A 13,051-nucleotide genomic window follows, 5' to 3' on the forward strand; every position below is an offset into this window, starting at 1 on the left:
AACGTCCCGCCGGCTTTATGCTGTAGCGGATTTTTTATTACTGATGTTTACAAATATACCGAAAAATGGAAAGAAAAAACTTCTTTTTAAAGAAGAAAAATAAGCACTGACCAATCCAAAAAATCCCAAGCCCCGCTATAGCATAAAACCGCTGTTAGCAGCTGGCTTTGATTCTTTTTCTCAGTTCAGATTTTGCAGAATCAAGGTTAATTTCCATTTCTTTTACAATGTCAATAATCATTTTTCGACCATAAGTCCATAGAAATTTATCAATTGTGTAGTTAGAATAGTTTTCTAAATTAAAAGCTTTTTTAAACTCTGTAAAGGTTAAATAAAATTCGGCATAGTTTTTAGGAATCGTGAATGATAATTTTTCGTGATTATTTTGGCCTAAATATCCTTTAATGACAATCCAGATATAACTATCATAGATTGGTGTTTCATAATTGCTTGAGAAGTGAGTGTATTTTGATGCGAAAGATAGATTGTTTCTTTCATATTCCTCTCCTTTATCATTTTTCCACTTTACAAAAGATATTTTGTCTACAAAATTAACATAATCAGCAGTTTTGTACAGTTTGTAGTTTTCGGCGGTTTCATTTATTTTTTCTACTACAGGATTGATATTAGTAATTGCTGTTGAATATATTTTATTCAGAGAAGCGACTTTTATCAAAACGTCGAATTTGTTTGTATCATCACTAAACTCTTGAAATAATTTTAAAAGTTTTTGATTTAATTCGTCGCCTTCAATTAAAGAGTATTCTTTTAGAATTCTTCAATAAATTCATTTGTTATTTTATTAAGTCTCATTTTTTTAAACTTGCTGCTAACGTCCCGGGGCTTTGTGAAGTTGGGGATTAGTTCTCCCAAAACTATAAATTTAAGAGTAAGTTTACAAACACAAAACCAATATTATTTTTAGCCCAAAAACCCCAATTTCACAAAACCCTTGTTAGCGGCTGGTTTTGTTTATTTGATTGTTATCCAATTCATTGCTATTTCGTTTCTGATTGGTTTTGTAGGAACTTCCAATTCTTTGTAATCTCCAATTCTGTTATTGTCTTCAGTCATAAATACTAAATTCCAATTATTATTCTCATCGTGCATAAATTCCCAACTCATCATTAAATCTTGGTTGATTTCAATATTTGGATATTTTTCTTGTATTTCTTTTACAGTAGAATTTGGGTTTAACCCATTATTAGTTTTAAGATTTTTGCTTAAAGCAATTATGACTAATATTTCATCTGAATCCATTTTTGGAACAAGTGCTAGAATTGGTTCGTCTTTTAAATAATAAATATATGCTTTGCCACCACCATCATAACCGAAATCATAGGCTTCACATTCTTTTTTTGTTAGTTCAGTAATCTCTTTTTCAGCATCAAATATTTTCATGCCGATTTTTATCGGACCGATATTCCCTTTATCTATTTTAAACTTATTAAAATTAAAACCATCAACATTTTTGCTGTCTAAAGTTTCGATTTCTGTATTATTAGAAGATTCTGCTTTGATCTCAGAATTATTTTTACACGAAAAGGTAAAAAAAATAAATAGTAAAAAAAGTAGTTTTATTTTCATCCTGTTTTCTCAATTTTGGCGTAAACTTGCCGCTAACGTCCCGCCGGCTTTGTGTCAGGCGGGGATTTTTATTACTGATGTTTACAAATATACCGAAAAGACTGAAAGAAAAAAGTTGAAAAAGAGGAGAGAAGTACAAACACTGAACATTACCGATACACACCCAAACCCCGCTTGCACAAAACCGCTGTTGTGTGCTGTTATTTTTTTCGTTTCAATCTTTTCGCTGCTCGTTCGGCTTCTTTTCGGTTGTGTTGCCATTGCCAAATTTTTTGTTGAATAATTCCAATGCTAATTATAGAAAATCCTTTTATCGGTTTTCTAATTTCTTCTGGAATTTTCCATTCTGAATTTTGTTTACTCCAATCAATTTTGGTTACTCTATCTGTTGGGTCGTATTTTAAGTTTGATTTTTTAAATTCGTTATTGTTAAATTTTTCAACAATTCTTTTTAACAATAGAAATGTTTCTTTTTCATCGTAACCTGAAATTTCATTTTCAGATTTTTCAAAATAATAATCAGGTTCTGATGTCCAAAAAATTAGTGATGCAGTTCCTTTGTCACATTTTTTACTTTCAATTATCCACTTCAAAATTTCAACTCCATCATCCCAATTATAATATTGAGCGAGGTAATATTGATCTGTTGAGTTTAGTTTTTCAAAAAGCTTAAAATCGGGTAAATAATCATCAGATTTATTGAACGAAAATTCAATAAAGGTTTCTTGGATGAATCTTTCTTTATTAGGTAGTATTATCATTTAGTTTTGTTATAATAGCACACAACGTCCCGCCGGCTTTGTGAAGTGGCGGACTTTTTATTACTGATGTCTACAAATATACCGAAAAGTTTTAAAGAAAATCGCGATTAAATAGGAGTGAAGTGCAAGCCCAAACCATCCCAAAAAATCACAAAGCCCCGCCATTGCACAAAACCGCTGTTGTGCGTAGTTTTTAATCGGTTAATATTTCTTTTGATACTTCTATAATAAATTCTTGTAAATAATTTTCGAATCTTTCATTAATATTAGGCAATCTATCTTGTTTATTACCATATTTTTTATGGTTATCAATTACCTTATCTTTATAAACTTCTTTTAATATTTCATATTCAGAAGTTAGTTTAAACATTTCCAATTGCAAAAATTTGAATTCTCTTAATTCGTCTAAATTTAAAGTTTTTATCTTACTGATATTTCCATTTTTTATTTCAAATAATTTGAAAGACGTTTCATTATTTAGATTTTTATTGTTGGCATATTCATTTTCATCTATTAAAATTAGACCATTGAACCATGTCATCTTTCTGCTATCTGGGAATACATCTTTTATTGCAGAGGTATATTTCCCATTTTTAATAATTGTTAAATTTAGAACAAAAAGTTCGTTGTTGATAATTTCATAATCAGCAAAATAACCACGCCAAAGACTTGTCTCAATTTCTCCTTCAGGTTTTTTTTCAGGATTATTTTTGAAATATTCTTCGAGTAAATATCCTTTAAGTAGATATTCTCTATCAATGTATTTTATTATTTCTGATACTTGTTTGGTCATTTTAGGATTCGTTTGGTAAAATTACGCACAACGTCTCGCCGGCTTTATGAAGTGGCGAAATTTTTATTACTGATGTCTACAAATATACCTAAAAGACTGAAAGAAAAAAGCCTCTTTCGGAGAAAGAAAATAATCACTGACCATTACCGATAAACACTAAACCCAGCCATTTCATAAAACCGCTGTTAACTGCCGTTGATTAGATATTATTTGGATCAAATCAGTACATGAAATCATTTAGTTTTCCTTCTGAACTTTTTAAGCCAACTATATCCATTATTTCTTCAAAATAGAAACAAACACGTTCTCTATCTTCAGTATCTAAATCGTTATAAATATCGTCAAAACTTGCAAGTCCTTTTTCAATTTCTTTTTGGTAGTCCTCATCAGTAGGATTTTGAGTTTTAGATATAGTTTGGAAACTATCCGCAACGTTATTGATTTTTTCAGTAAGTATTGGTTTTAATTTTGGATTTCCAATACCTGGATATAAAGTAGTAGTATCAATTACAAACTTTTCTTTTGCTTTAAATTGTTCGAATTTGTTCATCGCATTTTTCTGCGTTTCAATTTTCTTTGGCTCACAAGCAGCTAAAGTAAAAATCGTCAATATTGTAATTATAGTTTTCGTCATGTTCAATGGCAGTTAACGTCCCGCCGGCTTTAAGAAGTTGGGGATTTTTGTTTCCAAACCATTCCATTAGGACTGAAGCCAAATATACAAAAAGCCCGTTCCATTAAACACTCAAACCCCAATTTCTTAAAACCGCTGTTAGGCACTGGCAGTTCTATTCTTTGGTTCCATTCCACTAATTATATTTGAAAATTTATTTTTAAATTTTAGAAAAATTGATTCGTAATATTTATATGAAAGGCCTGCTATTATTATTGTTAATAAAAAACTTAAAGGATAGATAAGCCAATTTGTTGTAATGCCATTCGAGATACTAATTGCTAATGCTAACACAATTCCAATTGGATGATACATATATAGCCCATATGAAATATTCCCTAAATAGCTTAAGATATTATTTTCAAGTGATATTTTGATTTTGTCATTAGTAGCAAAATTCAAAATAATAATTCCAAACAAAATAGAATAAAATTCATAGTGAATATATGGTATGTGAACCCCTTTAAGTACTAGAAATGTCACTAAAATTATTGTTAAGTAAAAGGTAATATTATTCTGTAGTAATTTAAGCAGTTTACTTTTTTGAAATAGGAGGATTGCATAAATTCCACCAATTGCCATACAGTCAATATTAAATGATGACCAAAACGGACGAATTACACTTTTGTATGGAAGAATATCAGAGTAATGCGTAGATAATAATTTGGCAAAAACTAAATAAAAAACAATAATAATTAACATTAAAATTATTCTATGTTTTTTAAAGTATTTCAAGATGATAGGCCAAACTAAATAAAATTGTTCCTCTGTTCCAATAGACCAAGTGTGTGAAGCGTATGGGACTACGCCTAATAGCGAAAGAACTATATTAGGGAAAAATATTGCATATAATAACAATTTCAATAAAAGGTTTGAATAAATTACTTCTTTCTCATATCCCGGCAAGGTAAATAGGTCAATATTTGGCAGAATAAAAAATGCTAAAATGATTATTAAAAAGTATAAAGGCCATATACGAAGCATTCTGCGTATGTAGAATTTCCTAATGCTAATGTTTTTAAAGGAACACTCTTCTGCTAAAAGTAGATAGGTGATTAAAAAACCACTTAAAACAAAAAATAATACTACACCTAGCTTACCAATAATTCCAACAAACGGAATTGTACCCCAATAATTTTTAATTTTTGAAATTGATTTGATTTGCTCTATATGGTGTATAATTACCAAGAAAGCCGCAATAAATCTCAAACCATTTAGGTTGGGGAAATATATTTTTTGTTTGTCCATTCTTTAGGTGTCTGTTTTTTTATGCTTGTGCCTAACGTCCCGCCGGCTTTAAGAAGTTGGGGGTTTTTGTTCCCAAACCATTCCGATAGGAGTGAAGTCAAATGTACAAAAAGACCGTCCTATTATACACCCAAACCCCCAATTTCTTAAAACCGCTGTTAGCCGTTCGTTGTTTTTTAGTTTTGTTTTATTTTAGTTTTGTCAAAATATTTTTCTTTATTCATTTGCTCAATTAAATTTTCAAATTCCATTTTATTATTTACAATTAGTATAATTACAGCATTTTCCTTGTTGTCAAAAAAACTTAAATTTAAAGGTTTGTTTTCAAAGTTTGCTTCTGATAATTCAGGATAGATTTCTTTTAATTTATCTAAAGTGCTTTTCTGATTTTCATTAATTATGATTAATTGATTACCTGAACCTTCATTTAGATTTTCAATACTATAAGGATGTAAAATTGGAGATGAAGAATTTACATTACTTAATCTAAAATACTTTCGTAACGGAATTGTGATTTCACTTTCATCTTCATTGTCATAATATAGATACAACTTGTTTAATAAAATTGAATAATCAGCAATTGCATTTGGAAATTTTAAACCAAATATTTCTATTGATTTATCAATAAAATTTTTGTCAATTTGTTTGTTTTCGTTTAAATAGTTTTCAACTAAAGGATAAATTCCTCTTGCAAAACCTTCAATATAAGTATCGTTATACCATTCTCTATCATCAATTTTCCCATTTATATTTTTATAAGCCCAACCGTTTCCTAACGTAGTTGCTAAAGCTTCATCAAAATATGCATTTGCAAATTTTGAATATTGCGATTTATTTTCCGCAAAATAGGAAACTAATTGTTTTTGAAATTCTTTAGATTGCTCGTCGTATAAAACGTGACACATTTCGTGTAGTATAACACCATTTCTTCCTGTATAATCAATGTCATCAGTTAGAACTCCTATGCACAAGCTATTTCCGTGTGGCGTTGCAGTTGTAGAACCTTTTTTTCCAGGAATTGGATACAAAGCAATTTGAAATGGAATTTCATTTGTCCAAGTAGAATTATAAAATTTATTAAATCTGTTAAAAATTTCAACATTTGATTTTTTAAATGTTGTTAAATTATTTTTTTGGTTTGTTAGTTTTTTTTCATAATCATTCCAAATTATATCATCGTAAATTTTTTCTACTTCGGATAATATTTTAAATAATTTCTGATATTCTACAATTGGCAGAATGCCAATTGTAGATTTTTTAAATTCATTTAAGTTTTTTGAATTAATTGCGTTTATTGAAATTAAATCATAAGTTGAACGATTTGGTCTTCGTTCATCGGGAAATTCAAATCGTTTGTAATTATAACTTAAATTGATTTTTGCATATTCTTCACAAAGATTTTTAAAATTGAGATTATTTTGAGTTTTATCTTCAATATATTTTTTAAAGTATGAAGAAGTACCATTACCATTTGTTGCAGTTTCCATAAAATTAAAAATGCAATATGGTTTACTTATTTTGTAAACAAAAAAATCTTGGCTAAAAGCAAAGGTTGATATTAAAATAAATAAAAGCGTGATTGTTTTCTTCATGAATTTTCTATTTTGCGTACTATTTCTGAGTTCTGCGATACAATGACGGCTAACGTCCCGCCGGCTTTGTGTCAGGCGGGGATTTTTATTACTGATGCTTACAAATATACCGAAAAGTTTGAAAGAAAAAACCTCACTTCGGAGAAGAAAGTGCAAGCACCGACCATTCCATTACACACTGAAACCCCGCTTGCACAAAACCGCTGTTATGCGAGGTTTTAATTATCTCCAAAATGTTCCCAATTCGAGTTTTTTGTCTAAAAATTTCTTAATATCCTCCTCTGTGATGGTTGTTGGTATTGTAACCCAAATGATATAACCTTCATCGTCTATTAGTAGTGCCATTGGAGTATATATGGAATCTACACCATTGCTCCAAAGTTTGTCAACTCTCTTAGTATTACACGCAACGATAGCTTTAGTATTAATATTTGCTTTTTTAAATTCATTCAAAACACTTAATGAATCTTTGTTTGAGTAAGCCAAAAGAAGAAAATCGGAACGGTCTTTAAAATTGTTGTAAACTTTTTCTAAATGATTTAGAGCAGCTTGGCTGACATTTCCTCCGTCCCAATAGGTTAGAAGTATGAATTTGTTTTTTAGAGTTTTGTCATTTGGAATATTCAAAATCCATTTGTTGATGTTAAGATTTGGTTTATCTCCAGGTTTTATTTTGTAATTATGGATTAATGCTTCCGGAATTTCTTTGCGATTCTGGGCATTACTAGTTAAAGTAAAGAATATTAGTAAATAGAAAATTTGCAATGTTTTCATCGTTCAAGTTTGTTAAAAATCTCGCATAACGTCCCGCCGGCTTTATGCTGTGGCGGAATTTTTATTACTAATGTTTACAAATATACCGAAAAGTTTGAAAGAGAAAGTTGAAAAATAGGAGAGAAGTGCAAGCACTGACCAACCCAAAAAATCCCAAGCCCCGCCATAGCATAAAACCGCTGTTATGCACAGTGTTTATTGGTTCATTTCAAAATATTTGAATAAAATATCTTCGTCATTTGTCAAGATTGTTCTTATACTTGAATTTCCAAATATTAACCATTCAGCACCATAAGTTCCTGCGCCATCTGAAAATACTCCTTTCAAAACAGATTGGTTGCCATTATTTTCAATTTTGAAGAATTTTCCGTTTGCGTTATTTCCAAACCAAGGATTGTACATATTGTCAATTTGTAGCTTGTAAGTTTTGTTACCAATTTTTAAAATTGCGTTTGATAATACATACTTTGGCATTTCTCCGTCACTACCAAAAAGTGGTATTCCGTCAATTGCGATTAATACATTTTTGTTGACGTATTCAAACTCATGTTTGGCTTTATTAAATACAGATCTTTCTAATTCCAAATGACATATTTGATTCAATTTGATAATAGTTTTATCAGTTTGACTTAAACATAATAATGGGAATAATAATAATAGTAGAAAAAGATTTTTCATGATCTATATTTAAGATTAGTTTGGTAGCGTTGTGCATAACGTCCCGCCAGCTTGCTGCAGGTGGGGGATTGTTTTCCCAAAAGTATCAATTTAAGATTAAGTTTACAAATACAAAACCAACATTAAATTTAGCCTTAAAGCCCCACTTGCTGCAAACTGCTGTTATCGGTAGCTCTTCTTTCGTTCGTCATAGTGTGAATTTATCAAATGTTTGTCCGTTAAACTTAAAGGCTCCGTTTTCGTGTGTGCCAAGCCAGATGTCTCCGTTATTGTCTTTGTATAGGCAATAAATAGGAATATTTTTAGAATTAACTTGAACAGGATAATGGTGAATCTTTTCACCGTCATACTTCCAGACACCATGTAAGTAAACCGCTATCCATAAGTTGTTGTTGTCGTCTTTAGTGATAGACAGATACTCATTTAAATCACCGTCTTTTTTACCGTCTAAACAACCTATGTTTTTTACTCGATTGTAAAATGTTGTGTCATCAATGTCGCTTTTGGTTGAAGAAGTTTTATTATAAACGCTATATCGATATTCGGTATTGAACCAAAAATCTCCATTTTTATCTTCTGCAATTGAACGAACACCATTGGATGGTCCATCGTGAATTTCTGTAACATCCTGTTCTGAAATCCAGTCAAAAGATTTTCCATTGTAACGAAAAACTCCCAATACTGCTGTGCCAAACCAAATATTTCCCTTGCTATCCTTGTAATTACAATATACAGCATATGGGTCAGGATTATTCGGATGTTTAAAAACATAGTCTTCTCCAAGCTTGGTTTTTGGAATTTTCAAACTATAAAGATTTATACCGTCATAACGATATACATGTCTTGGTTTGGAACTTTTGAACCATAGGTCGTCAGGATGTAAACTCCATTTACCGTCTATACTTATTGTTTCCGTTATTGTAACAAAGTGTTTTCCATTATACTTGCAAAGTCCTTCATGTGTATTTATGTAAATATTTCCAAGTTTGTCTTCTTTAATTTCTTCGACTCTATCGCTGGATAAACCTTCTTTTGTGGTGTAATGAATGATTGACTTTCCGTCATACTTGTATAGCCCATCCTGCCAGCTACCAAACCAGTAATTGTTTTTAGTGTCTTGATAAACAACCATTATGTTGTTACTTAGTTCTTTTACGGTGTTGCCCGTTGTCTGAATTTGATTTAGTTTCTCTGAATTGATTGTCTTAGTATTGGTCTGCCGGCTACACGAGGTAAAAATTGTTAGGACTGTTATATAAAGTATGATCGATTTCATCATTGTCTGTTAAATTTTTGCAGTCGTCATTCATAGAGTTACCGATAACGTCCCGCCGGCTTTAAGAAGTTGGGGATTTTTGTTCCCAAACCATTCCATTAAGACTGAAGTCAAATATACAAAAAGACCATTCCATTATACACCCAAACCCCAATTTCTTAAAACCGCTGTTAGCTGACGTTACTGTTATGTATAATTTCAATTAAAGAATCCCAATTTAATAATTCTTCTTGTTTAAAGTATTTGGGATCAAATTGTCGAACGTCAGAATCATTTCTTGTTTTGCCATTTTTTCCAGGTTCGCTTAGCCAGTTTCGATGACCATTGTAAATTCTGTCTGCTAAAATTGCAGATTTCACAATATAATATTTGGGTTGTTTTTCTAAGTCCTGTGGAATATTTACAAACACAAAATACTTGTTTTCTGCTTTATCATTTTCAATTTTCTTATTGAGAATCCATTTGCTTTTATTTTGTGTGGTTTTTACCTGAATTGAAAACAATTTGCTGCCTTCGATATTACTCACTAATATGTCAACTCCATCTGAATTCCTTAGAGTAATTGCTGCTAAAAATCCACGTCTTGAAATTTCTGCTGCGGCATAATATTCTCCAGCAATACCGCATAATTGTTTTGATATTTTCATTTTCTCGTTAAGTTTTTATGTAATGTCAGCTAACGTCCTGCCGGCTTTGTGTCAGGCGGGGATTTTTATTACTGATGCTTACAAATATACCGAAAAGTTAGAGAGAGAAAACTTCACTTCGGAGAAGAAAGTGCAAACACCAGCTCTTACCGATACACACCCAAACCCCGCTTGCACAAAACCGCTGTTATGGGTAGCTTTTATATTGATAAAACTTATTTATTTCTTCAATAATTTCTTCGTTTTTTCCCTTAACTAAACTTATTTCCGTTTTTGCTAATAATTTTTCCGGTTGAAGTTTTAATTTAAATAAAAATTTAGTCATTAAACTAGTAGATTGAATAACATAACTATTTACATCTTTTAAGTCAAAACCAATATAAGTGTTTCCTCTAATTTCGATTAAATTAATTTTTTTAATGTTTTTCCAGTAGATTTTGATATTATTTATATGGTCAAAAAAATAACCGTCAGTTAATTCAATTGCGGGCTTATTATTTATGTGTCTTTTTAAATTATTTATAGTTTTAAAAAAATGACTACCAAAAAATATCCAAATCAGTAAGGCTATAATAACTCCAAATGGTTGATTTTTATTTATTACTAAAAGTAGTGTAAATGATATAAAAATAATAATAGTTATAGTAGAATCTACCCACAATTTGATAGGATAGTAGTGAAACTGATTGTTTTGCTGTTCGTTCATAAAGTTACCCATAACGTCCCGCCGGCTTTGTGGAGTTGGGGATTTTTGTTCCCAAACCATTCCATTAGAACTGAAGTCAAATATATAAAATTGCCTTTAAATTTTGCCTAAAACCCCAATTTCACAAAACCGCTGTTAGTGGCAGTTTTTATTCATCGACGTCTTCAAAAATTAAAATATTCTCTTTTTTGTTTATTCTAATTTTCCTCCAAGTAGGAGCATAGTCTTCGCCTTGAGGTTCAAATAACTCTTTTATAAATTCATCTTTAGTCTCATAATTCTGAGTAACTTTTTCACCTTCGTAATAATCTGTTGATTTGGTAATGTCGGTTGCTATTGTATCGGATGTAAAATTTGTGGTTTTCTTTATTTCTGAAATTATACGATTTTTATCTAGGTTAGAAATTTTCAAAGTAAATGTGTGATAATAATCTCCAATTCCAGACATAGATTCATTCTCTAAAATTTCAAAATCGTCTTTCAGTGAAATTTCTTGTTTTGATAACAATTCTCTCGCATTGTTTTTCGAAAATAATTCATCTTCAAAAAAGTCAGAAATAGCTAAGAGAATAAAAAATACACCAACAATAGTAGATAGAATAATTCCTGCCTTTTTGAATCCTAGTTTTTTAGGGATCCAATAAGACAAAAATGTTAAGCCACTACATGCGATAAATATGAAGAGAAAAGCTAATATGTAAATTAACATAAATAATCTATTATTTGATTACGGTATTTCTGCGTTTTTTTTGCCCAAAATTGCCACTAACGTCCCGCCAGCTTGCTGCAGGTGGGGGATTGTTTACCCAAAAGTATCAATTTAAGATTAAGTTTACAAATACAAAACCAACATTAAATTTAGCCTTAAAGCCCCACTTGCTGCAAACTGCTGTTGTGCGATGGTTTTATTTTTTCACTTTTTTATTTATATAGGATATTGTCTTCCAAGTCCTAATTGATAGAAAAAATGTTGGTAAATATAAACTAACAATGGGATTAGTAATATTGATGAAATTTTTAGAAAAATGTTTTCCTCTTTATTTTTGATAACGTTTATTGATAATATTATTAAACCAATTATTATTCCCATATACATAAAAGCGTGAATCCATTCCAATCCTTCCAAATCGTGAGTTCCTCCGGAATATAACTTTATTAAAATATCATTTATTATTACCAACATAGATATTGATAAACTTTTAAATATAGAATTTAGATTTTTTGAAGCAAAACACATTATTAAAGTAACTATTGGAATTAAAATTAAAGTAAAATCAATTCCTTTTGGCGGATAATAATGTCCAATAATTCCATTTATAAATACCAACATTAATGCAATTATAAAAGATAAAATATTTCTCATAATTAATTACTATTAAATGCTTTATACGTTTTTTTTTGGGTAAACTATCGCACAACGTTCCGCCGGCTTTATGCTGTGGCGGATTTTTTATTACTGATGTTTACAAATATACCGAAAAGTGGAAAGAAAAAACTTCATTTTAAAGAAGAAATGCAAGTACTGACCAATCCAAAAAATCCCAAGCCACGCCATAGCATAAAACCGCTGTTAGCTGCTGCCGTTGATCATTTTTGAGAAAAATTGTTTAACAGAAAAATAAATTTTCTTAATTCCATAATATAGTTTTTCTTGGAAAAATGTGACTACAAACTCGTAAATGAAATCCATAACTACTGATTATATTTTGGGTTTAATAGCCAAATGGCAAAATGTTCTAAAGCTTCAGCTTCTCTTTTGGTTTCACAAATTTCTATTTTAAATTTGCAATCATTAATTAAATAATTAACTGCTAAGGATCGATTTTCGAAAAGCTCATTTTTGAGTAATTTTTTTACCAAAGTATGTGTTGATTCATGTTTTAAATCTGTTCCAAACCTAATGTTGAATTTGTTTGTACTTCCAATATATTCAATCCTTTCTTCAGGAGAATAAATAATGTAAACTCCCATGATATTTTTTTTAGATGCTACTTCGTTAAAAGAAATATAATCACTTTCAATAAGCGACAGATATTTTTTTCTAAGATTCGAGTGATGTATTTCCACGTGAGTTGTTTAACGGTTGCAGCTAACGTCCCGCCGGCTTTGTGTCAGGCGGGGATTTTTATTACTGATGCTTACAAATATACCGAAAAGTTTGAAAGGAAAAACCTGACTTCGGAGAAGAAAGTGCAAACACCGACCATTCCATTACACACCGAAACCCCGCTTGCACAAAACCGCTGTTAACGGCTGCCTTCCTTGAGTTCCTACATTTCTTTTCGCAGTAAGGAGATTTCTTTTCGCAGTAAGGAG

15 protein-coding genes are annotated in these 13,051 nt (G+C 30.5%); all 15 read right to left on the reverse strand.

From position 1 onward, the window contains the following. Positions 1-154: 154 nt before the first annotated feature. The 15 genes from FEDK69T_RS14595 to FEDK69T_RS14670 all read right to left on the reverse strand — a co-directional run bounded on the left by FEDK69T_RS14595 (position 155) and on the right by FEDK69T_RS14670 (position 12,802). On the reverse strand, positions 155-676 hold the full coding sequence (locus FEDK69T_RS14595; RefSeq protein WP_023574958.1) for a hypothetical protein: 522 nt from the start codon (positions 674-676) through the stop codon (positions 155-157). A 296-nt stretch (positions 677-972) separates the two neighbouring features. Continuing rightward, positions 973-1,587 (reverse strand): hypothetical protein, encoded by a 615-nt coding sequence (locus FEDK69T_RS14600; protein WP_023574959.1) that lies wholly within the window; start codon positions 1,585-1,587, stop codon positions 973-975. A 200-nt stretch (positions 1,588-1,787) separates the two neighbouring features. Further along, positions 1,788-2,348, reverse strand: coding sequence for a DUF4274 domain-containing protein (locus tag FEDK69T_RS14605; protein ID WP_023574960.1), 561 nt, complete (start codon positions 2,346-2,348; stop codon positions 1,788-1,790). 193 nt (positions 2,349-2,541) lie between these two features. Next, positions 2,542-3,141, reverse strand: coding sequence for a hypothetical protein (locus FEDK69T_RS14610; protein WP_023574961.1), 600 nt, complete (start codon positions 3,139-3,141; stop codon positions 2,542-2,544). A 220-nt stretch (positions 3,142-3,361) separates the two neighbouring features. Continuing rightward, a complete protein-coding gene (locus FEDK69T_RS14615; RefSeq protein ID WP_035630944.1) occupies positions 3,362-3,775 on the reverse strand; it encodes a DUF4844 domain-containing protein in 414 nt (137 codons plus the stop codon). Positions 3,776-3,913: 138 nt separating this feature from the next. Next, a complete protein-coding gene (locus FEDK69T_RS14620; protein WP_023574963.1) occupies positions 3,914-5,062 on the reverse strand; it encodes an acyltransferase family protein in 1,149 nt (382 codons plus the stop codon). A 176-nt stretch (positions 5,063-5,238) separates the two neighbouring features. Then, complete coding sequence (locus FEDK69T_RS14625) at positions 5,239-6,654, reverse strand: hypothetical protein (RefSeq protein ID WP_023574964.1); 1,416 nt, start codon at positions 6,652-6,654, stop codon at positions 5,239-5,241. A gap of 222 nt (positions 6,655-6,876) precedes the next feature. Further along, entirely contained in the window at positions 6,877-7,428 is a 552-nt protein-coding gene (locus FEDK69T_RS14635) for a PI-PLC domain-containing protein (protein WP_023574966.1), read from the reverse strand. 195 nt (positions 7,429-7,623) lie between these two features. Continuing rightward, a complete protein-coding gene (locus FEDK69T_RS14640) occupies positions 7,624-8,106 on the reverse strand; it encodes a hypothetical protein (protein ID WP_131494768.1) in 483 nt (160 codons plus the stop codon). Between the two features lie 187 nt (positions 8,107-8,293). After that, positions 8,294-9,238: a ligand-binding sensor domain-containing protein gene (locus FEDK69T_RS14645; protein ID WP_023574968.1), complete on the reverse strand. Its 945-nt coding sequence runs from the start codon at positions 9,236-9,238 to the stop codon at positions 8,294-8,296. A gap of 314 nt (positions 9,239-9,552) precedes the next feature. Beyond that, a complete protein-coding gene (locus tag FEDK69T_RS14650; protein WP_023574969.1) occupies positions 9,553-10,029 on the reverse strand; it encodes a hypothetical protein in 477 nt (158 codons plus the stop codon). A gap of 187 nt (positions 10,030-10,216) precedes the next feature. After that, on the reverse strand, positions 10,217-10,795 hold the full coding sequence (locus FEDK69T_RS14655; protein WP_023574970.1) for an STM3941 family protein: 579 nt from the start codon (positions 10,793-10,795) through the stop codon (positions 10,217-10,219). Positions 10,796-10,883: 88 nt separating this feature from the next. Next, a complete protein-coding gene (locus FEDK69T_RS14660; RefSeq protein WP_035630947.1) occupies positions 10,884-11,444 on the reverse strand; it encodes a cytochrome b family protein in 561 nt (186 codons plus the stop codon). 216 nt (positions 11,445-11,660) lie between these two features. Further along, positions 11,661-12,098, reverse strand: coding sequence for a hypothetical protein (locus FEDK69T_RS14665; protein WP_131494769.1), 438 nt, complete (start codon positions 12,096-12,098; stop codon positions 11,661-11,663). A 329-nt stretch (positions 12,099-12,427) separates the two neighbouring features. Beyond that, positions 12,428-12,802: a GIY-YIG nuclease family protein gene (locus FEDK69T_RS14670; RefSeq protein ID WP_035630948.1), complete on the reverse strand. Its 375-nt coding sequence runs from the start codon at positions 12,800-12,802 to the stop codon at positions 12,428-12,430. Between the last annotated feature and the right edge of the window lie 249 nt (positions 12,803-13,051).

The organism is Flavobacterium enshiense DK69, assembly GCF_000498495.1.
Taxonomy (GTDB): Bacteria; Bacteroidota; Bacteroidia; order Flavobacteriales; family Flavobacteriaceae; genus Flavobacterium; species Flavobacterium enshiense.

Bases quoted from the DNA above. Each gene is read 5' to 3' on its own strand.
- FEDK69T_RS14600 (WP_023574959.1), bottom strand. From the start codon at position 1,587: ATGAAAATAAAACTACTTTTTTTACTATTTATTTTTTTTACCTTTTCG.
- FEDK69T_RS14605 (WP_023574960.1), bottom strand. From the start codon at position 2,348: ATGATAATACTACCTAATAAAGAAAGATTCATCCAAGAAACCTTTATT.
- FEDK69T_RS14610 (WP_023574961.1), bottom strand. From the start codon at position 3,141: ATGACCAAACAAGTATCAGAAATAATAAAATACATTGATAGAGAATAT.
- FEDK69T_RS14615 (WP_035630944.1), bottom strand. From the start codon at position 3,775: ATGACGAAAACTATAATTACAATATTGACGATTTTTACTTTAGCTGCT.
- FEDK69T_RS14620 (WP_023574963.1), bottom strand. From the start codon at position 5,062: ATGGACAAACAAAAAATATATTTCCCCAACCTAAATGGTTTGAGATTT.
- FEDK69T_RS14625 (WP_023574964.1), bottom strand. From the start codon at position 6,654: ATGAAGAAAACAATCACGCTTTTATTTATTTTAATATCAACCTTTGCT.
- FEDK69T_RS14635 (WP_023574966.1), bottom strand. From the start codon at position 7,428: ATGAAAACATTGCAAATTTTCTATTTACTAATATTCTTTACTTTAACT.
- FEDK69T_RS14640 (WP_131494768.1), bottom strand. From the start codon at position 8,106: ATGAAAAATCTTTTTCTACTATTATTATTATTCCCATTATTATGTTTA.
- FEDK69T_RS14645 (WP_023574968.1), bottom strand. From the start codon at position 9,238: ATGGTTGTTTATCAAGACACTAAAAACAATTACTGGTTTGGTAGCTGG.
- FEDK69T_RS14650 (WP_023574969.1), bottom strand. From the start codon at position 10,029: ATGAAAATATCAAAACAATTATGCGGTATTGCTGGAGAATATTATGCC.
- FEDK69T_RS14655 (WP_023574970.1), bottom strand. From the start codon at position 10,795: ATGGTTTGGGAACAAAAATCCCCAACTCCACAAAGCCGGCGGGACGTT.
- FEDK69T_RS14660 (WP_035630947.1), bottom strand. From the start codon at position 11,444: ATGTTAATTTACATATTAGCTTTTCTCTTCATATTTATCGCATGTAGT.
- FEDK69T_RS14665 (WP_131494769.1), bottom strand. From the start codon at position 12,098: ATGAGAAATATTTTATCTTTTATAATTGCATTAATGTTGGTATTTATA.